General features: G+C 68.1%; 13 protein-coding genes. 9 read left to right on the top strand and 4 right to left on the bottom strand.

What is annotated here, in order from left to right; genetic code table 11:
* Positions 1–29 precede the first annotated feature (29 nt).
* Positions 30–1,031, bottom strand: a complete 1,002-nt coding sequence (locus EWM63_RS03355; RefSeq protein ID WP_165390744.1) for an EthD domain-containing protein — start codon at positions 1,029–1,031, stop codon at positions 30–32.
* A 509-nt stretch (positions 1,032–1,540) separates the two neighbouring features.
* Between EWM63_RS03355 and EWM63_RS03350 the strand changes: the two genes are divergently transcribed.
* Together EWM63_RS03350 and EWM63_RS03345 are read left to right on the top strand one after the other, a co-directional pair.
* The gene (locus EWM63_RS03350; RefSeq protein WP_130185275.1) at positions 1,541–4,249 is read left to right on the top strand and encodes a TonB-dependent receptor; all 2,709 of its coding nucleotides are present in this window, start codon (positions 1,541–1,543) and stop codon (positions 4,247–4,249) included.
* Positions 4,250–4,384: 135 nt separating this feature from the next.
* Positions 4,385–5,410 carry an extracellular catalytic domain type 1 short-chain-length polyhydroxyalkanoate depolymerase gene (locus EWM63_RS03345; RefSeq protein WP_130185274.1) on the top strand — a complete coding sequence of 342 codons (1,026 nt, stop codon included), beginning with the start codon at positions 4,385–4,387 and terminating at the stop codon, positions 5,408–5,410.
* Here EWM63_RS03345 and EWM63_RS03340 read toward each other — a convergent pair.
* From EWM63_RS03340 to EWM63_RS03330, 3 genes are all read right to left on the bottom strand, one after another.
* Positions 5,407–6,612 (bottom strand): sensor histidine kinase, encoded by a 1,206-nt coding sequence (locus EWM63_RS03340; protein WP_130185273.1) that lies wholly within the window; start codon positions 6,610–6,612, stop codon positions 5,407–5,409. The genes EWM63_RS03345 and EWM63_RS03340 overlap by 4 nt on opposite strands.
* Positions 6,613–6,745: 133 nt before the next feature.
* Complete coding sequence (locus EWM63_RS03335) at positions 6,746–8,179, bottom strand: heavy metal sensor histidine kinase (RefSeq protein WP_229487705.1); 1,434 nt, start codon at positions 8,177–8,179, stop codon at positions 6,746–6,748.
* Positions 8,149–8,856, bottom strand: a complete 708-nt coding sequence (locus EWM63_RS03330; protein WP_130185272.1) for a heavy metal response regulator transcription factor — start codon at positions 8,854–8,856, stop codon at positions 8,149–8,151. The genes EWM63_RS03335 and EWM63_RS03330 overlap by 31 nt, the downstream gene beginning before the upstream one ends.
* A gap of 136 nt (positions 8,857–8,992) precedes the next feature.
* Here EWM63_RS03330 and EWM63_RS03325 point away from each other — a divergent pair, with 136 nt between their 5' ends.
* From EWM63_RS03325 to EWM63_RS03295, 7 genes are all read left to right on the top strand, one after another.
* On the top strand, positions 8,993–9,496 hold the full coding sequence (locus EWM63_RS03325; protein ID WP_130185271.1) for a GlcG/HbpS family heme-binding protein: 504 nt from the start codon (positions 8,993–8,995) through the stop codon (positions 9,494–9,496).
* Positions 9,497–9,530: 34 nt separating this feature from the next.
* Positions 9,531–9,956: a hydroxyisourate hydrolase gene (uraH, locus tag EWM63_RS03320; RefSeq protein WP_130185270.1), complete on the top strand. Its 426-nt coding sequence runs from the start codon at positions 9,531–9,533 to the stop codon at positions 9,954–9,956.
* Between the two features lie 134 nt (positions 9,957–10,090).
* Positions 10,091–13,030, top strand: a complete 2,940-nt coding sequence (locus EWM63_RS03315) for a polysaccharide lyase family 8 super-sandwich domain-containing protein (RefSeq protein WP_165390743.1) — start codon at positions 10,091–10,093, stop codon at positions 13,028–13,030.
* 143 nt (positions 13,031–13,173) lie between these two features.
* Positions 13,174–14,634 carry a glycoside hydrolase family 88/105 protein gene (locus EWM63_RS03310; RefSeq protein WP_130185268.1) on the top strand — a complete coding sequence of 487 codons (1,461 nt, stop codon included), beginning with the start codon at positions 13,174–13,176 and terminating at the stop codon, positions 14,632–14,634.
* Positions 14,635–14,647: 13 nt separating this feature from the next.
* Positions 14,648–17,125 carry a polysaccharide lyase 8 family protein gene (locus tag EWM63_RS03305; RefSeq protein WP_130185267.1) on the top strand — a complete coding sequence of 826 codons (2,478 nt, stop codon included), beginning with the start codon at positions 14,648–14,650 and terminating at the stop codon, positions 17,123–17,125.
* 66 nt (positions 17,126–17,191) lie between these two features.
* Complete coding sequence (locus EWM63_RS03300; RefSeq protein WP_130185266.1) at positions 17,192–18,247, top strand: LacI family DNA-binding transcriptional regulator; 1,056 nt, start codon at positions 17,192–17,194, stop codon at positions 18,245–18,247.
* Between the two features lie 431 nt (positions 18,248–18,678).
* On the top strand, positions 18,679–21,087 hold the full coding sequence (locus EWM63_RS03295; protein WP_130185265.1) for a TonB-dependent receptor: 2,409 nt from the start codon (positions 18,679–18,681) through the stop codon (positions 21,085–21,087).
* The last annotated feature ends 45 nt before the right edge of the window (positions 21,088–21,132 follow it).

Below are 21,132 nucleotides of genomic sequence, written 5' to 3'. Positions count from 1 at the left end.
TTGTATGGTCGAGATAGCTTCGCTGATCACTATCGCCACGCGGTCGCGAGTTCCGGCACCAGGCGGTTGATCACGCTGTAATTGATGCCGGTCCACCATTCGGACCCTTCGCCCAGCAACGGGCTTTCGGATGCCTCGATCGCCGCGTGGTCCGCGCTGACGAGGTAATCCTCCACGTCGTTGAGCGAGGCGAACGACAGTACGGACACCGCGTCGATCCTGCTGCCTTCAGGATCTGCCTGGGTCGAGCCGATATTGTGGAGCTGCGCGTAGCGGCGCACGAATTCGCGCGTTGCCGGTTGCGCCATTACGAGCGGTGCGTGTTCGTCCAGCATGCGCCGCTGGAATTCCTCCCGCGACAGGCCGGGCGCACGCATGTGGATCTTGACCAGGCTGACCGGATCGCGGTGCCGCGCGCTGGCGATCAGGATGTATTCGCGCGTGATCTCGCGGGTGACCATGCGAAACGCCACCTGTTCGTCGGCGACGACGCGCTCGGCGAACTTTTCCTGTTTCAGCGTGTTCTCGATATCGGCTTCGTCGGCATACGCAATGTACGCAAAGCCGTCCCACCGTGGCCGGCGCAGTGGCGGAACGCGGCGCTCGGGGTCCGTTGGCAGCCGGCCGTTGTCGTCGACCATTGCGCGATAGGGTGGCGGGAATGCCGACGAAGGCCCGGATGCGATGCGGTGCACCTGGTCGTAGCGCAACACCCGCGCCGACGAGCTGCCCGGCTCGTCCCAGGCGAACTTCGGACCGTGCACCTTGCGCCAGTACTCGTCCCAATGCTCGAACGCCAGGTTCGGATCGGACTCCAGCGCCAGCGCGTGCGGCCGCCAGTTCGGGAAGTGGACCTCATGGCCATGCCGGCTCTTCGACGCGCCCGGATCCTGCGGCCGCTCGCCGCGCGGCGTGTCGTCGACGCGGCTGACGAAGGTCGGCGTCACGATCAGTGGCCTGGTGGTCGACGTGACGGCCGCGCCCAGCGGCGGGCGGTGGAGGTTGTCGGCGCGATCGAACTCGGTGCTCATCTGGATTCTCCTCGGTGGATACGGTGACCCGCGGATTGTCCTCCGTCGCCTCGGCCGCACGATTCGCGCACGGCGCCGAAAAGTGCGCCTGCTCACGCTCGATGCATAAAACATCGCCACCAATATGTTTCCTAAAACCGGGGGCGTAGCCGGGGGTGACGCAGGGGTTTCCTGGAGCCTGCTCCAGGCCTGCGGAACGATGCGGCCATGCAGGGCCGCAGCTTCAAGGAGCACCGCTCCTTGCCGGCGTAGCGGTGGTGGCCTGCAGGCCACCACTCCTTCCTGTCCCCGAATTTTGGCAACATCTTCAAAATCAACGGCTTGGATCATTCACGCTGTTGTTGAGCTGGTTGTAAAACAACGCCTGCTAGCAATGATGAGATATCGATACCGATATCGCTCTGCAATTAGAAGCGATTGGATTTGCATCGTCGTGACGTTCTAACATCCTTGCAGGCCGCGCGCAGCCGTGGCGATAACGATAAATAAAACCGTCAGGAGACGACACCATGAACCACCCGTATCCGGGCCGCGCGAGCGACGTCCGCAGGAATCCCTTTGCCTTGAAGATCGTCGTGGCGGCGCTGGCCGGTGCGGGGCTGCTGGCCGGTGCGCCGGTGGCACGCGCGCAGGATGCGCAGGTGGCCGCGGAAAAGGAGCAGGAGGAGGGGCTGAAAGCGCAGCCCGTCAACGCCGTCATCGTCACCGGCGTGCGCCGCGCGGCGCAGAGTGCGCAAACCATCAAGCGTAATTCCGATGAAGTGGTCGATTCCATCGTGGCGGAAGAGGCGGGCAAGTTCCCCGACAAGAACGTGGCCGAGATCCTCGGCCGCGTGACGGGCGTGCAGATCCGCCGCGAGTTCGGCGAAGCCAATTCCGTGATCGTGCGCGGCCTGCCGGGCCTGGCCACGCTGCTCAATGGCCGCGAAGTGTTCACCTCCAGCGGCCGCAACCTGTACCTGGCCGACATCCCCACCACGATGCTGCAGCGGATCGACGTCTACAAGACCCAGGGCGCCGAGATGGTGGAAGGCGGCACGGCCGGCGTGATCGACGTGCGCACGTCGCGCCCGTTCGACTTCAAGGGTTTCACGGCCAATCTGAATGGCCGCATCGAGCACCGCGACAAGTCCAACACCAACGATCCACAAGTCTCCGGCATGCTGTCGAACCGCTGGAAGGGCGCCTTCGGCGAAGTGGGCGTGCTGGCCGGCCTGTCGTACCAGAAGGGCAATTACCACGACGAGGTGACGTGGAACTCGCCACCCGAACACCCGGTGGCCGGCAACCGCACCGTGACCGGCCCGTTCGACCTGGGCCACGTGAACTACCAGGGCGAGCGCATGCGCTATGCCGCCAACTGGGCCGTGCAATGGCGCCCGGTGCGCGAGGTGGAACTGTTCGCCGAAGGCTGGTCGACGCGCATCGACCACGATGCGCAGCGCCAGTTCTTCACGGGCCACGTGGGCTGGAACGCCCAGCCGTGGACGCCCAGCGGCGACGTCGAGTGGGGCCAGGGGCGGTACACCAATCCCACCTACACGCTGTTCCCGGGGACGAACCAGATCGACAGCGTGACGGCCACGAAGCCCGATGGCAATTACCACTTCTTCGCCGCAAGCGGCAGCCAGGCGCCGCGCGACGATTCGGAAGGTCACCAGGGCGCGATCGGCGCCCGCTGGGACATCACGCCGAAGCTGCGCCTGACGGGCGAACTGGCGCGCACCATCAGCCGCTGGAAGCAGGAAATGCCGATCATGGAACTGCTGGCGGACCCGCAGACCATCACGGCGCGCACCTACGTGAACGGCGGCGCGTGGTTCGACTACCCGGGCACCGACATGATGAGCCCGGACAGCTACCGCCTCGGCGCCTTCACCGACAACTGGTCCGGCTCGCGCGGCCAGTCCACCGACTGGCGTGCCGATGCCACGTATGACAACGGCGAGGACAGCTTCTTCCGCGAGTTTTCCAGCGGCGTGCGCGTCGCATCGCGCAAGGCGTCGTACCAGCACGAGAGCGCCAACTTCGTGGGCGCGCATGCAAACCTCCCGGCCGTCGCCGCGCTGCCCGGCGGGGCGATCTGCCCGTCGATGCCGCTGTCGGAGAACTACGGCATGAACCAGTGGCTGACCGTGTGCGACGACTACATGCATGCGAACATCGACCAGATCCGCAAGATGTACCTGCGCGACGGCAGGACGGAACCGTGGCCCTATTCGCTGTACCGCAACACCGAAGACACCACGGCGTTCTATGCCAAGACCAAGTTCGGCTTCGCGGTCGGCGGCATCCCGGTGGAAGGCACGGCGGGCGTGCGCTACGTGAAGACGGAGCTGGACGTGAACGGTTTCTCCAACGTGCAGAACAACCCGGTGCCGGCGCACCGCAACACGTCCGATAACGACATCCTGCCGAACCTGACGATGAAGGCGCTGCTGACGAAAGACCTGATCGGCCGCTTCAACGCCGGCAAGGCGATCCAGCGCCCCAACTTCGGCGACTTCAATCCCGGCGAATCGCTGGGCACGGCGCCGAACAGCCAGGGCATCTACGAGGGCAACGGCGGCAACCCGGACCTGAAGCCGGTGATCGGCAAAAACTACGACCTCGCGCTGGAGTGGTACTTCGCGCCGACGGGCAGCCTGACCACCACGGTATTCAGGCACGACTTCGAGAACTACATCGTGCGCCGCCTCGGCATGGAAACCATCGGTGGCCGTGAATACCGCATGGACCGCCCGCGCAACGTGAACGAAGGCCAGCTGAAGGGTGTCGAGATCGGCTACCGGCAGTTCTACGATTTCCTGCCGGGCTGGCTGGGCGGCTTCGGCCTGGAGGCCAACTACACGTACATGGAAGGCTACCTGCTCGAAGACGGCAAGCGCAATCCGTTCGTGGGCATGTCCAAGAACGCCTACAACATCGTCGGCCTGTACGAGCGCGGCCCGTGGTCGGCGCGCCTGGCCTACAACTACCGCAGCCAGTTCGTCGATGCCTACAACTACCGCGGGCTGGGCTTCAACCTCGTGGTCGAGCCGATCAAGACGGCCGATGCCTCGCTGTCCTATCGCTTCAACGAGAACATGGGCATCACGCTGGACGTGGAAAACATCACCGACCGCACGTACAACGACTACCACGGCATCGCGAGCAACCCGCGCGACGTGCGGCGATACGACCGGGTCGTGGGCCTGTCGCTGAGGTGGCGCATGTAATCCGGGCCTCCGGGGAAGGGGGGCACGGGTGAATGTCCTACGCGGTTGCGGGCAATTTTCCATCCCGCGCCCCCTCGCAAGCGGTAGAGTAGCCAAAAAACATGCAGGAGACCCTACCAATGAACGGAGTCTTCAATGATACAAACTTTCTGCGAGCAATGGACTCGGCTGGCCTTCATGCCGGCATTCCTTCCCCTGAACGGTCTTTACGAGGCCGCCAACCCGGCCGGTGACGGCGGCGACGATGCCGCATCCCGGCGCAACGCCACGGTATCCCGGTTCATCAACCGCACGTTCGATACGCCGCATGGTTCGCTGGGCTACAAGCTCTTCATTCCGGCATCCTTCAACGAAAAGGAATCGGCACTGGTGGTCATGCTGCACGGCTACAGCCAGAGCGCGGACGATTTCGCCACCGGGACCGACATGAACGCGCATGCCGAGGAGGCGGGCTGCCTGGTCATGTATCCGGAGCAGACCCACTTCGGCATGCCCGGCGGTTGCTGGAACTGGTTCGATGCGGCGCACCGGCAGCGCGGCCAGGGCGAGGCGGCACTGATCGCGGAGGCGGCGCGTCAGGCCGCCGGCGAATATGGCGTGCCGGCGAACAAGGTCTTCGTTGCAGGTATGTCGGCGGGTGGCGCAATGGCCGTGGTGCTGGGCTGCGCCTATCCGGACGTGTTTTCCGCCGTGGGCTGCCATTCCGGGCTGCCGCATGGCTGTGCGGACGATACCTCGACGGCGCTGCAGGCGATGCGCGATGGCATCTTCAACCGGGCCGCCTCGCCCATGCAGGGCGCCGTGCCGGTCATCGTCTTCCATGGCGATGACGACCAGACCGTGCACGTCGCCAATGGGCACACGGTCATCGAACATTCGCTGGGCGCACTGTGCCCGGCCACGAGGCCGAACGGCGCCCGGGGCATCACGGTGCTGAAGGAATCGGGCACCACGCGCGGGCGCGATTTTACCCGCGTGGTCCATCGCAGCGTCGACGGCCGGGCACTCGCCGAGCAATGGGTGATCCATGGCGCCGGCCACACCTGGTCCGGCGGCAGCGCGCGGGGCAGCTATACCGATGAAAAGGGCCCGTCGGCCAGCGCGGAAATGCTGCGCTTCTTCCGGGAAGTGAGCCAGGTCGGCTATGCCGCCGCGGCTTAGCGGGTCACCTGGCCGCCTGCGCTCACAGGGCTGATCGCCGCCGGCTCCTGCGTTTCCCGCGCGGGAGCGGCGCAATTGACGGCATGCCGCAGGAATGGCCGGCAATCGACGGGCACGTCGATCGTGAAGGTGGTGCCGGCTTCTTCCGAACTGTCGACCGATACGCTGCCGCCATGGCCTTCGGCCACGTCGCGCACGAACGGCAGGCCGATGCCCCAGCCCACGGTGCTTGGCCCTCCATAGCGGAACAGGTAGCCGAAAATCCGCTCGCGCCGCTCCTCCGGAATCGCCGGCCCCATGTTGTGGACCGCCAGCGACAGCCGGCCCCGCTCCGTGGCCACCGTGATCCGCACCTCGCCGCCGGTACCATATTTCACGGCGTTCGTGAGCAGGTTTTCCAGCGCGCGACGCATGGCCGGTGCGCACCAGTGGCCCGTCACGCTTTCGCCGGCAATGGTGAAGGGACCGCCACCCTGTTCGCCGAACTGGCGGGCAACCTCGCTGGCCAGTTCATGCATGTCGAACGACGACAGGGCCAGCGGCGGCAGTTGCGCGCGCTGCACGGTCAGCGCATCGAGCAGTTCGCCCATCATCGATTCGAGGCGCATGGCGTGGCGTCGGATCTTGTCGGCGGAGCGCCGCGCCAGTTCGATGTCGCTGGTCAGGGCAACGAGCTGGGCGCCGGTGGCGATGACCGCCAGCGGGGCCCGCATATCGTGCGACAGCGCGGCGGCCACGCGCCGGCGCAGCGCCTCGTGCGTGGCGGCGAATTCGCGCAGCGACTCGCAGGCCGCGATCTCGATGGAGCGCGCGATCGTGGCCCATACATCGGGCGACCAGGTCATGCCGCGCACCTGGGCCACGTCGCGGATGGCGTCGCGGAACAACTGGTACTCGCGCAGGACTTCGTCGGGGCCAAAGCACGTCAGCCGTGCGCGCTCGCTGCCATGGGACATCGCTGCCGTGGTGTTCTGGGTCGCCGTTTCCCGTGACCGGCCGGGGCTGATGGCTTCGGCCAGGTTGTCGTAGAGATTGGGAAGATTATCGGTCAGTGCCGGGCCGAGCAGCTCGGCGGCGCCCTTGATCTGCGCCCGGACCAGGCTTTCCCAGTGGTCGAGAACGGCTTCCCGTATCGACAGGAGTTCCCTTGCTTCGCCCGACAGCCCATCGCCGTCGAAATCGTGATCGGTAGCCAGCGTCATCGCACATCCATAAGCGGCCCGGCAGCGCGCCGGGTCAGGCGTGAGAACCGGCGTGCCCTGCCGGCAGGTTATTGTTGGATATTAACCTGAAATCACCCGCAGCGCGGAAGTGTACGGAACGGCTGCCGGGATACTACGGATGAGCAGGATGGCTGGCGGCCGGGAAGGACAGCGTAAAACGTACCTTCGTGCCCTCCGCCACGACGCCGGCCGACCCGCCGTGCAGCGCCATGATGGCGCCGGTGATCGACAGGCCGAGCCCCGCCGATCCGCCGGCATCGCCGCGTGCCGAGTCGGCCCGGTAGAAGCGCTCGAACAGGTGCGGCAGGTATTCGGGTGCGATCGGTGCCCCGGTGTTTTCGACGCCCAGCTCCACGGCATCATCGGCGGCGTGCGCGCTCAGCACGATGGTGGAGCCTTCGTCGGCATGGCGCACCGCGTTCGAGACGAGGTTGGCCAGCGCGCGCCGCAGCAGGGCCGGATCGGCGTGCACCACGCCCGCGCCGGTGCAGGCCAGGCGCAGCCCGCGCTCCTCGGCCATGCCTTCGAAGAAGCCGGCCACTTTCGCCAGTTCATCGGCCGCCTGCAGCGGCCGGCGTTCCGGCAGCACTTCGTCCTGCTGCGCACGGGCCAGGAACAGCATGCTCTCGATCATCCGCGCCAGCCGTTCCAGCTCTTCGATATTCGATGCGACGAGGTTTTCGTATTCGGCGACGGTGCGAGGCTGCGCCAGCATCACCTGGCTTTGCCCGAGCAGGTTGGCGATGGGAGTGCGGAATTCGTGCGCCAGGTCGGTCGAAAAGCCGGAAAGGCGCGCATACCCTTCCTGCAGCCGCGCCAGCATGGCGTTCAGCGCATCGACGAGCGGCAGCAGTTCGGAGGGCGCGCCTGCCGCGTCGAGCCGCCGCGCCAGCGTGCCGGGCCGCACCAGCGCCGCATGCGCGGCCACGACCCGCAACGGCCGCAGCCCGCGCCGCAGGATCAGCGCGGCGCACAGCGCAACGGCGAGGGCGCTCAGGGCGGCCGCGCCGGCGATCCGGCCACGGTATCGCGCGAACATGGCGCTGCGTTCCGCATACAGGCGGGCGACGACGACCGTCACGGTGCGGTCGCCCACGCGGGCGGTGCCGGCCACGACCCGGCCGGGATCGCCGCGGCTGCCGGTCCAGTCGGCGATCGCCGCGCGATCCGGAGACGTGCCGGCGGCGGCCGGCACCGGATAGCGCTCACTGCCGGCGTTGATGTCGGCCAGCACGGTGCCATCGGGCGCGAGGAAGCGCACCAGCGAATTTTCCTGACCGCTCATCGTGTCGCGGAACAGGCCGGGCTGCGTGTCCAGCAGGCCGGCCGCGCCGGGGCGGCCGAGCAGCAGCTGGATCTGCCGCAGCTTGCCCAGCAGCGCGACATCGTCGCGCCGTTCGATCTCGGCCACGAAGGACACGTACAGGTAAGTGCCGAGCCCCGCCGCGGCCAGCGCGACGATCAGCATGAACAGCGCGGTGACGCGCGCCGCCAGCGAATGGCGCAGTCCCGCCATCATGGGCCGGGCGCCGGTTCGGGTTCGCATGGGTCGGTCTCACAGACATACCCCATGCCGCGCCGCGTGTGGATCAGCTTGTTCGGGAACGGATCGTCGATCTTGCGGCGCAGCCGGCGCACGGCCGCGTCGATCACGTTGGTATCGCTGTCGAAGTTCATGTCCCACACCTGCGAGGCGATCAGGGCGCGCGACAGCACCTGGCCCTGGCGTCGCGCCAGCAGGTGCAGCAGGGCAAATTCCTGGGCCGTCAGCACGATCGCCGTGCCGGCGCGGCGCACGCGGCGCCGGATCACGTCGATCTCCAGGTCGGCGATGCGGATCAGTTCTTCCTCGCGCACCGGGCCGCGCCGCAGCAGCGTGCGGATGCGCGCCACCAGCTCCACGAACGCGAAGGGCTTGACGAGGTAATCGTCGGCCCCCAGTTCCAGGCCGCGCACGCGGTCGTGCACCTCGTCGCGCGCCGTCAGGAACAACACGGGCACGTGCTCGGTTTCCGGATCGGCGCGCAGCGCTTCGAGCACCTGCCAGCCATCCATGCGCGGCAGCATCACGTCGAGTACCACCAGTTCGATGTCCCCTTCGCGCGCGATGGCCAGCCCGTCGCGCCCGTTGCGCGCGAGGCGCACGGCAAAGCCCGATTCGGCCAGGCCGCGCTGCAGGTAGTCGCCGGTCTTCGGCTCGTCTTCGATCACGAGGATGGTCATGGCTGTGGCGCCCAAAGCACCCATTCTATGCCGGTTGGCGGTGCGCGAACATGACAGGATTGTCATCCGGCGATCATGCTGGCGTGGTGGCGCGCCCGCCACAATGGCGGTCTCGAATCACCAACCGCGAAACCCGATGCCGAAACCAACCGCTCATCTCCTTGCGCTGCTTGCCATGCTGGCAGCGCTGCCAGCCGGCGCCCAGGTGCGCCAGCAAGGCGACCTCACGCTGGAAAGCGCCAACCGCCTGGTGGCCGGCGCCCTCGATGCCTGCCGGCGCCAGGACCGGGCGATCGTCGCCACGGTGCTCGATCGCGGCGGCAACCTGCTGGCGCTGCAGCGCGCCGAAACGGTCGGCCCGCACAATACCGAAGCGAGCCGGCGCAAGGCCTACACGGCCCTGTCGACGCGCACCGCCACGCTGGACCTCGCCCGCGCCGCCGCGGCCAACCCCGATGCGCGCAACCTCGCCACGCTGCCCGAACTGCTGCTGCTCGGCGGCGGCGTCCCGGTAATGGCCGCGGGGCAGGTCGTGGGGGCGATCGGCGTCGCCGGCGGGGGCGGTGCCACCAATGACCATGCCTGCGCGCTCGCCGCCATCCGCGCCGTCGATGGCCTCGATCGGCCCGCGGCACCCTGACCATCCATCACCTTCCACTTCACGGAGAACATCCATGTCTCAAACCAGAATCCACCAGCTTAAACAGATCCTTCTTGCCTGCGCTCTGGCCGGCGCCACGACGTTTGCCGCGGCCGCGCCGAACCCGCTCAGCGTCCACGTGCTCGACCTGCAGAGCGGCCAGCCCACGGCCGGCGTGCGCGTGACGCTGGAGCAGCGCGCCGGGGAAGGGTGGCGCGCGCTCGCTGCCGGCGTCACCAATGCACAGGGCCGCATCGCCGCGCTGTACCCGGAAGACAAGGCGATGGCCGCCGGCGACTACCGCATCGTGTTCGAGACGGGCGAACATTACGCCCGGCTGAAGCAGGACACGTTCTTCCCGCGCATTCCGGTGGAATTCAAGGTCGGCGGCAGCGCCCAGCACTACCACGTGCCGCTGCTGCTCAGTCCTTTCGGTTATTCGACCTACCGAGGCAACTGAAAGGCGCGGCCCGGTTGTTGCAATGCTGGCCTATCGAGCCGTCATTGCAGGTGATAACGTTATCTCACATCGGGGTTGGCCGGCACCGATGCCGGCATCCGATCCGATCACGTTACACCACCGGGAGAATGTCAATGAACGAGGCACACCATGCCTTGCGGGCGGCGTTGCTGCTGGCCGCAGTCCTGCTGGCCCCGCACGCGCGGGCCGACGAATTCGACGATTTGCGGCTGAAGTGGCGGAATCGCGCGGCCAGCGCCCCGGCGCTGCCGGCCAACGATCCCGACCTGCTGGCGCAGGGCAGTGCGGGCAACGCCGCCGCGCAGCAGTACTGGTCGGCGATGGACCGGGGGACGGGGCGCACGGCGCTGTGGCCCGACCTGCCGCTGGGCACGGTGTCGGCGAACGTCACCGCCAGTTTCACGCGCCTCAATGCGCTGGCGGCGGCGTACGGCACCACCGGTTCGCCGCTGCAGGGCGATCCAGCCGTCCTCGCGGCCGTGGTGGCTGGCCTGGACTGGATGGTCACCCATGCCTACACCGCCAGTGGCACCCGGCATGACAACTGGTGGGACTGGCAGATCGGCGCGCCGGCAGCGCTCAACGCGGCGACCGCCACCCTCTACACCGCGTTGACACCGGCGCAGGTGGCCAGCTACATGGCGGCGATCGACTACCACATGCCCGATCCCACGCGACGCACCAACCTGGACGGCACACTGTCGGCCACTGTCGAAACGGGCGCGAACCGGCTCGACAAGGCATTCGTCGCCGTCCTGCGCGGCATTCTCGGCAAGTCGTCGGCGAAGATCGCCGCCGGGCGCGACGCCATCGGCCAGGCGCTCGCCTACGTCACGTCCGGCGACGGTTTCCATGCGGACGGCTCGTTCGTCCAGCACACGCACGAACCCTACGTGGGCGCCTACGGCACGGTGCTGGTCACGAACATCGCGCGGCTGTACTACCTGCTGAACGGCTCCAGCTGGACCGTCACGGACCCGAACTACCTGGCGCCGTACGACTGGGCCATGCGGGCCTTCCGGCTCTATCTGTACGACGGCGCGATGATGGACAACAACCGCGGCCGTTCGATCGCCCGCCAGTACACGCCCGACCACGTGGCGGGGCGCGGCGCCATTGCCGCGATGGCGGAGCTGGCGCAGGTGCTGCCGGAGCCGCAGGCCGGCACGCTGAAGGCCATGCTCAAGGGCCAGGTCCGGCGCGACACCAGTTTTGGCGCCAGCTATTTCACGCCGGTTCCCACGAGGACCCCCGGAATTACCCAGGGGGTAAGCGCCTTCGACATCGCACTGCTGAAGGGCATCCTTGCCGATGACGGCATCGCTGCCGCGCCCGAACCAGAGCAGGCCCGCTACCTGCCGGCCACCGACCGCGCCGTGCAGCGGCGCGACGGCCATGCCTATGCCGTGTCGCTGTTTTCATCGAAGCGGATGTCGGCGTTCGAATACGGCAACGGCGAAAACTACCGGGGCTGGTGGACCGGCATGGGCATGACCTACCTCTACAACGGCGACCTTCTGCAATATGGCGGCAACTACTGGGCCACCGTCGACATGGGGCGCCTGGCCGGTACCACCACCGATCGCAGCGGCAGCGGCGAACCGGTGGCGTGGAAATTCTATGGCAACACGAAGAACACCGTCGGCGGCGCCGAACTGGACGAGCGGTTCGCCACCGTGGCCATGGATTTTGCGACGCTGAACGTCACCGGCACGACCCTGGCCGGCAAGAAGGCGTGGTTCCTGTTCGGCGACCGCGTGGTCGCTGTGGGCACCGGCATCGCCAGCACGGGCGGAGCACGCGTGGAAACGATCGTCGACAACCGTGCGCTGAACGCCGCCGGCGACAACGCGCTGACCATCGATGGCGGCGCAAGGCCCCCATCGCCCGGCTGGAGCGAGGCGGTGAGCGGGGCAGGGTGGGCGCACTTGGAAGGCAACGCCGCCGCGGCGGACATCGCCTGGGTGTTCCCTGACCGGCCCGTGCTGGCGGGCCTGCGGGAAACCCGCACGGGCAGCTGGCGCACCGTCAACAAGGCCGGCAGCACGGACAGCGTCAGCGCCAGCTACCTGAGCCAGGCGCTGGACCATGGCGTCAATCCGGCGGGCGCCGCGTACACGTACATCGTGCTGCCCAACCGCACGCCGCAGCAGGCGGCCGCCTTCGCCGCGGCCAATCCCGTCACGGTGCTCGAGCGTTCCACGTCGGCGATCGCCGTGCGCGACAGCGAGCAGGGGCTCACCGGCGCCATCTTCTGGGCCGATACCGCGAAGACCGTCAGCGCCGGCGGCCAGCCCTGGCTCACCAGCGACCGGCGCGCCGTGGTCACGGTGCAGCAGCAGGGCACCGACCTGTGGCTGGCGGTGGCCGATCCCACCCAGGCCAATACGGGCACGATCAACCTGGAACTGAACCGCGCCGCACAAGCCGTGGTCAGCGCCGACCCGGCCATCACGGTCACGCAGACGACACCCACGATCCGGATGGCGGTGGCGGTCAATGGTTCGGCCGGCGCTTCCTACCATGCCCGATTCACGCTCGACACGACCGTGGCTTTGTCCCCGTCGGCCGATGCCTTCGTTCGCGATGGTGCCTATGCCGCCACCAACTACGGCACGGCCGCCATGCTCACCGTGAAGGAAGATGCCGCGGGCTACCGGCGCAGGAGCGTGCTGAAGTTCGACCTGTCCTCGCTCTCCGGCACGATCGGCAGCGCAAGGCTGCGGCTCACGCCCACGTCGGTCGGCACCGCGTCCGGCATCGTGCATCGCCTGTACCGGCTGGCCGGCGACGGCTGGACCGAGACCGGCATCACGTGGAATGGCCTGCCCGCCCATGGCAGCCTGCTGGGCAGCTGGACCGTGCCCACCGCCGGCACGGCCGTGGAAGTGGACGTGACGGCGGCGGCTGCGGCCGTCTTCGCCGGCAGTGGCGTGCTGGCACTGGAAGTGGAAGCGGCGGCCAATTACGGCAGCGCGGGCTCGGTCGACTACGCGGCGCGGGAGAACGCCAATGCCGGCCTGCGGCCCGTGCTCATCGTCGATGCCGAATGACGTCGGGCGGTCATGCACCGCGGCCGCTTTCGCTTTCGGGTCGTGCCTTCCGCACGGAACCGAAAGCGGCGATCGAAAGACTTCGTCATGTGAAATTGGATGTGATATCGTTATCTCATCGATCTGACACCGAGGAGAATGCCGTGCATTGCAAGCCTTTCCAATTGACGCCACTGGCCGTGCTGTGCGCCGTTGCCGTGACCTGTGTCGCTGTGCCGGCGGCTGTGTCGGCGGCGCCAGCCACCGCGTCCGTCCCGGTGCTGGCCGCCGCCGCCATGCCGGCGCCCGCTGCCGCGGCCACGCTGGCCCTGATGGAAAAGGCGGCGGACTGGCAACTGGCCCATCCCACCGACTACCCGGCCGACGACTGGACCGAAGCGGTGGGCGACGCCGGCTTCATGGCCCTGGCCGGCGTTTCCGGCAAGGCGGCCTACCGCGATGCGATGCTGGCGATGGCGCGCAAGAACCGCTGGCGGCTCGGCCCCAGCCTGTACCACGCGGACGACCAGGCCGTCGGCCAGACCTATGCCGAGCTGTACCAGCAACTGCGCGACCCGGCGATGATCGCGCCGATGCGCGCCCAGTTCGACGGCATCCTCGCCGAACCGCGCGACGGCACGCTGGACTTCCTCGTTCCCGGCGTGCTGATGCGCTGGTCGTGGTGCGATTCGCTGTTCATGGGGCCGCCGGCATGGGCGCGGCTGTCGTCCGTCACCGGCGATCCGCGCTACCTGGAGTTCGCGATCGAGCGCTGGTGGCGCACGTCGGACTACCTGTACGACAAGACCGAGCACCTGTTCTTCCGCGACAGCCGCTACTTCAGCCAGCGCGAGGCCAACGGCAAGAAGGTGTTCTGGGGCCGTGGCAACGGCTGGGTGCTGGCGGGCCTGGCGCGCATGCTGCAGTACGTGCCGGCCAACCACCCGTCGCGCGCCCGGTTCGAGCAGCAGTACCGCGAGATGGCGGCGCGCCTGCTGCAACTGCAGCAGGCCGACGGCCTGTGGCGCGCCAGCCTGCTGGACCCGGCCAGCTACCCGGGCAGGGAAACCAGCGGCACCGGGCTGTACACGTATGGGCTGGCCTGGGGCGTCAACCAGGGCCTGCTGCCGAAAGAGACCTACGGCCCGGCCGTGAAGCGCGCGTGGCAGGCATTGTCGTCGCACGTGACGGCCGAGGGCAGGCTGACGCACGTGCAGCCGATCGGCGCCGACCCGAAGCGCTTCGATCCCCGCTCGACGGACGTGTTCGCGGTGGGCGCGCTGCTGATGGCCGGCAGCGAGATGTACCGGATGGGCCTCGTGGAAGCGGCCGCGCCGCGCATCGTCACCGTGACCAATGGCGGCGCGGCCTACCGGCTCGAAGAATTGGTTGCGGCCCCGGGCACCGACATGGTGGTGATGGATGCGATCACCTCGCGCGTGCTGCCATCGCAAGCGGGGGGCGACGGCGTACGGTTCCAGGCCGACCTGGCGCCGGGCGAAACACGCCGCTACCTGCTGTTCCCGCGCCAGGCGCTGCCCGCGGTGCCGGCGTCGCTGGCCGATGCGCGGGCGTCGCAGGGGGCGCGTCCCGCCGGCGCGGTGCAGGTAGCGGTCGCGCAGTGACCGGGGTGGCGGCATGAGTCCCTTCCGCCGTGCCGCCATGCGCGTCGCCTTAGTCGCCGCCATGCGTGTCGCCTTCGTTGCCGCATTCGTGGCGGCGCCCGTGCCCGGTCTGGCAGCACCGGCGGCCGCCGGCACTGCCGACCGTTTCGACACGCTGCACGCACGCTGGCAATTGCACCTGACCGGCGCCGCGACGCTGGATCGTGCCGATCCGGACGTGGCGGCCCAGCTGCACGCCCGCTCGCGCGCTGCGCAGGGCTGGCTGGCCGGCATGCACGCGGCGCCGGATGCGACCAGGCTGTGGGACGACATCGCCGGCTTCGATGACCCGAAACGCTTGCTGGCCTCGGCGGCGGTGACCGCGAACGCCGCCCGCCTGCAGCAGATGGCGCTGGCGTATGCGGCACCGGGCGCGCCGTCGCATGGCGATGTCGCGTTGCGCGATGCCGTCCTGGCCGGCACCGGGTGGCTGCTGGAACATCATTACCGGCGGGGCAAGCCGGCCTTCGGCAACTGGTGGGACTGGCAGATCGGCACGCCGCTGCGCCTGCTCGACATCGTCACGCTGATGCATGCGGAAGTGCCGCGGCCCCTGCGCGAGCGTGCCGTGGCGGCCGTGAACTGGCATGTGCCGGACCCGCGCTACCGCACCCGCAACGATGGCACCATCGACCGGCACAACGCCGAGACGGGCGCCAACCTGCTGGACAAGTCGCTGGCCGCGATCCTTGCCGGCATGCTGGCCCGCGACGAAGACCGCGTCGCGCTGGGCCGCGATGCCATCGGCCCGGCGCTCGACTGCGTGGAGACGGGCGACGGCTTCTATCGCGACGGCTCCTTCGTGCAGCATGGCTGGGTGCCGTACACGGGCAGCTACGGCGCCGTGGCGCTGGCCGATTTCGCCCGGCTCGTGCACCTGCTGTCCGGCTCCGCCTGGCCGATCGGCGAGGCGCGCCTCGCGCGCATCGTCCGGTGGGCACGCGACAGTTATGCGCCGTGGTTCATCGACGGCGGCATGCCCGACGCGCTGCGCGGCCGCAAGATCGCCACGCCCACGCAGACCGAGCACTCGGTGGGGCGCGGCATGATCGCCAGCCTCGCCACACTGGCGGCATCGGCGCCGGCCGCCGATGCGACCGCGCTGCGTGCCGCGATCAAGGGATGGATGGCGCGCGACCGCACGTTCGGCGCCGCTTACCTGGCGGCGCCGGGCGGCATGGGCATCTCGGCCCTGTCGCTGTACGAACTGGGGCTGCTGAAGGCGATCGCCGCCGACCCGGCCATTCCGGCGGCGCCGGAACCGCCGGGTGCGCGGCTGTATGCCTCGATGGACCGGGCGATCCTGCGCGGCACCGGCTTCGCGGCCGTGGTGAGCATGACGTCGCCACGCATGTCGGCCTTTGAATCGGGCAACGGCGAAAACCTGCTGGGGTGGTGGACCGGCATGGGCATGCTGGCCCTGTACACGGCGGACCAGGCGCAGTTCGGCGGCGCGTTCTGGCCCACCGTCGACATCCGGCGCCTGCCGGGCACCACGACGGACCGCAGCGGCAGCGGCTGGCCGGTCGACTGGAAGATGTACCCGAACAAGGAGCGCTGGGTGGGCGGCGCCACGCTGGGCCGGCACGCGGCGCTGGGCATGGCGTTCTCGCTGGAAGGCGTTACGGGGTCCACGCTGCACGGCAGGAAATCGTGGTTCCTGCTGGGCGAGCGCATCCTGGCCATGGGCGCCGGCATCGGTGGCGGCGCAGGGCCGGCCGAGACCATCGTGGAGAACCGCCGGCTGGCCGATCCCGCCGCGCGCTTCGTCATCGATGGTGCCCCGCGGGCCAACGGCAGCGTGCGCGGTGCACGCTGGGCCCATCTGCGGGACGACCGGGCCGGCAGCAGCATCGGCTATGTGTTTCCGCACGGTGCCGACGTGGTGGCCGGGCGCGGGGAACGCCGCGGCGCGTGGCGTGCGCTGAACGACCAGGGCAGCACGGAAGAACTGAGCGCGACATTCCAGTCTTTGGCACTGCCGCATGGCGCCAGGAGTGACTATGCCTACGTGCTGCTGCCCAACGCCAGCGTCGCCGCCACCGGGCAGGCCGCGCGGGAACCCGGGCTGCGTATCGAGGCGAACGACGCCACCGCTGCCGCCGTGCTGGACCTGGCCGCGAACGTGTATGCCGCCAACCTGTGGCGAGCCGGCAGCGCGCCGCGCGCGGGGCGCGCCTATGTCACGGCATCCGGTCCGGCGGCCGTGGTGCTGGCCGAGGAGGGTGGCCAGTTGCACTTGTCGATTGCCGAGCCCACGCAAGGGCTGGACAGCCTGGAACTGTCGGTGGCGCGGCCGGTGGCGGCCGTCTTGTCCGCCGACCCCGCCATCACCGTGCTGGCCACGGCGCCGCGGCTGCGCCTGCGCATCGACACCGCGAAAGCGGCCGGCAAGAGTCACGCCGCCGTGTTTTCACTGCCGGCGGCGCACGCTCTCACGCCCCGTCCTTGAAGCGCGGCGCTGGAAGAGGTATCGTTATCACTTCGCCCACGAGGCGGCGTTCAGAACGGGATAGCGATGAAGAAGCAGGCGGTGACACTGGTACAGGTGGCGGCAAAGGCGGGCGTTGCGGTAATGACGGCGTCGCGCGCCATTTCCGGCGATGGCTACGTGTCGGAGGAAACCCGCAACAAGGTGCTGGCCGCCGCCGACGCGCTGGGTTACGCGCCGAATGCGCTGGCGCGCGTGATGAAGGGCGGGCGCACCAATGTGCTGGGCGTCGTCGTCAACGACCTCAGCTCGGTGGTCGTCAACGCCTTTGTTTCCGCGCTGACCGAGGAAGTGCGCAAGTACGAGATGGACCTGTTCATCTACAACTCCTCCGTGCAGCTCGACGAGCAGGCCCAACGCCGCCACGGGCAATTGCTGCACGGGCTGTGGGATGGCCTGATCTACGTGCTGCCGCGCATGACGGACGAATACCTGGCCGCGCTGGAAGCCAGTGGCAGCCCGGTCGTGCTGGTGAACTTCTGCCGGCGCCCGACCACGCTGCCCGTGGTGCTGGGCGATAACTTCAATGGCGCGCGCGATGCCGTGGCCAGCCTCGTGGCGCAGGGGCACGCGCGCATCGCCTTCATCCGCGGCTCGCACTGGACGGGGCAAAGCGCGGAACGCGAGCGGGGCTATCGCCAGGCGATGGCCGACGCGGGACTGCCGGTCGACGAACGGTGGGTGGCGCAAGGCACGTTCAGTGAAAAGTCCGGGCTGGAAGCGGGGCAGGCACTGTTCGCGCTCGATCCCCGCCCGACCGCCGTGTTCGCGGCCAACGATGAAATGGCGCTCGGCTGCATGAATGCCGCCCGCGCACTGGGCCTGCGCCTGCCGGAAGACGTGTCGCTGGTTGGCTTCGACGACGTGCCTGGCGCCGTCACCGCGCAGCCGCCCCTTACCACGCTGCGGCACCCGCTGGCGCTGATGGCGCAGGCGACCGTTCAGGAGCTGATGCGCCGCGTGCTGCATGAACCGGGCACCCGGCAGCGCGTGGAATTCCCCGCCGAGATGGTGATGCGCGGGTCGACCGCGCCGATCGCCACCGCGCCCGCCGCTGCCAAGCGGCGCACGCGCAAGGCCTGAGCACCTCTTCCGGTACGCTTCCGGCTTCCGCCTACCACCTTCCGCCTACCGGCTTCTTCCTGGCTCCATGCTCCTTGCGGCGTGCCGACCGTCGGCGTGATGGCATCCGGCCCTGCCACCGCGCTTTCGTTTCGCCACGCTGCAGCACGATCCGCAAGCACTTTCGATTCTTCACTTTATCGAATAAAAACAAAGTGTTGTAATCGTTTATCCCATTTCGAACGAAAATGTAAAAAGCATATAAAAGCGCTTGTCATCGATTGGTCATGCTGATAACGTTATCTCAATTGCCCGGCAGACAGCGTTGATGTTCAATGCAACATGCGCCGCCGGGTGTCCGGCCGCTTGCGGTTTCATTTTTGGTTTGGTGTGATAACGTTCACATACCCGCGCGCTGGTTGCCCAACGTTTCATTCGATGAGGAGAAAGCAGTGAGCAAGAACATGCAGCAGCCAGCCAGCCTGGCAATCCGCCCCGCGGCGGCGGCGGTCGCCCTGGCGTTGTCCGTCCTGGCGCATGGCGCGGCGGCCCAGGAAGCGCCGGTCGACGACGGCAAGGTGGAGAAGGTGGTGGTCACGGCGAACAAGCGTGCGCAGAACCTGCAGGACGTGCCGGCCGCCATCACGGTGCTGAGCGATGCCACGCTGCAGCGGAACAATGTCCGCGACATCAACGACCTGCCGAACCTGTCGCCCGCGCTGACCGTCACGTATTCCACGCAGCCGGGGAACTTCAGCATCAACATGCGCGGCATCGGCACCTACTCGCTGGGCATCGGCGTCGAATCCGACGTGGCCGTCGTCATCGACGACATCCCGTTCGCGATGCAGGCGAATGCGTTCAAGGACCTGGCGGACGTGTTCCGCGTCGAGGTCCTGAAGGGACCGCAAAGCACGCTGCTGGGCAAGAGCTCGATCGCCGGCGCCGTCAACATCACGACGAAACCGATCGACAGCGCGTGGAAGACGAAAGCCACCACCTACGTGTCCGACGATGGCGAATGGCGCGCGATGGGCTCCGTGTCCGGCGCGTTGAGCGACACGGTGCGCGCGCGCATCGCCGTCAACAAGTCGTCGTTCGATGGCGTGGTGAAGAACCTCGCCACCGGCGACCGGCTGAACGGCTCGCGCAGCACGAATTTCGTCGGCAAGATCGAGTGGCGGCCGGACGACCAGTGGATGGTCACGCTCAGCCCGCGCGCCAGCAAGTCCACGGTGGCCTGCTGCGTGCAGCCGTTTTCCAGCATGACGCCGGGTGGCCTGTACCAGAACGTGGCGCAGCTGCCCGCATCCACGCTGCTGGCCGGGATCGCGCCCGGCCCCGGCAATGTCAGCGTGCGCAACGACTTCCCGGCGGGCGGCAAGGCCCGGGACAAGGGCGCGGGCCTGAAGGTAAGCTACGCGTTCGACGAGGCGGGGCCGCTGGCCGGCTATACGCTGAGTGCCATCACGTCGTGGTCCAACTACCACATGGACGACTACCAGGATGGCGACGGCACCGACGGCGACATCCTCGGCTACCTGCCGGTGAATGGCGCGGTGACGGGCCTGCACGGCGGCCTGTACCAGTTCGGCCTGTTCGATGTCACGTCGCGCACGGCGGAACTGCGCCTGACGTCTCCCGACGCGGGCCGCTTCAAGTACGTGGCCGGCCTCTGGTACGGCGATAACGACCTGGCGCGCGAACTGACCCGCGCACCGGTATCGACGTACGTGACGGATTACGGCGCCACCGCCTACAACACCAGCTATGCGGCATTCGGCCAGGCCACCTGGGACTTCACGCCCGCCACGAGCGTGATCGCCGGCGTGCGCTTCAACAAGGAAGACACGGGCTACACCTTTACGCGCTACAACCCGCCACCGGCGACGTCGCGCGTGGTGACCGAACGACTGGCCGGCGACGACAGCGAGACCGACATTACCGGCCGCCTCGGGCTGGAACACCGTTTCAACCCGAATGCGATGGCCTATACGACGTGGTCGACGGGGCACAAGGGCGTGGCGTACGACCTCACGTCGAGCTTCAACGGCGCGATCGCGAAGAACCAGCCGGTGCCCGGCGAGGATGCGCGCAGCATCGAGGCGGGCCTGAAACTGGGCTTGCTGGACGGCCGCATGTCGCTCGACCTGGCCGTGTTCCGCACCAGCTTCACGGGGTTCCAGCAGTCGGCCGGCTTCTACGACAACGATGGCGTGTTCCGCACCACGCTGCACTCGATCGGCGGCCTGCGCACCAGCGGCTTCGAGGCGGACCTGGGCTGGCGTGTCAACAGCCGGCTGCAGCTCAATGGCGCCTTTGCCTACACGCGCGCCGTCGTCACCGAGTTCGAGAACGGCCCGTGCCACAGCGTGCTCAATGACGCCGGTACCGGCACCCGGGTCGGCGGCAATTGCGCGCCGAACCCCCGGTACAACAACACGAACGTGGCCGACCTGGCCGGCGCCACCTTGCCGAACGCGCCGAAGTTCAAGTTCAACCTGGGCGGCCAGCTCGACATCCCGACCACCCGGTCGTTCAACGGCTTCATTACCGGCGCCTGGCGTTTCCAGAGCAGGACGCAGTTCAACCTCAACCAGGATCCGATGACGGTGCAGGGTGGTTACGGCATCCTCAACCTGGGCGTGGGCATCCGCGACAAGAAGGATGCCTACAAGGTCACGTTCCTGGTCAACAACGTGTTCGACAAATCGTACGCCACGGGCCTGGCCAATAACTGGGGCAACGGCACCTGGAGCACGCGGGCGCCGAACAGCGCCGTGCTGGTCAACACCACGCAATGGACGCCGGCGCGCGATTACCAGCGCTACGTCGCCGTGCGGGCCGACTTCACCTTCTGACCAGACTGCTTTTCTTCTTTCCCCCGGCCAGCCGCCCGGCTGGCT

The organism is Pseudoduganella lutea (assembly GCF_004209755.1).
Lineage (GTDB): Bacteria > Pseudomonadota > Gammaproteobacteria > Burkholderiales > Burkholderiaceae_D > Rugamonas > Rugamonas lutea.
This window is presented reverse-complemented; position numbering and strand designations above follow the sequence as displayed.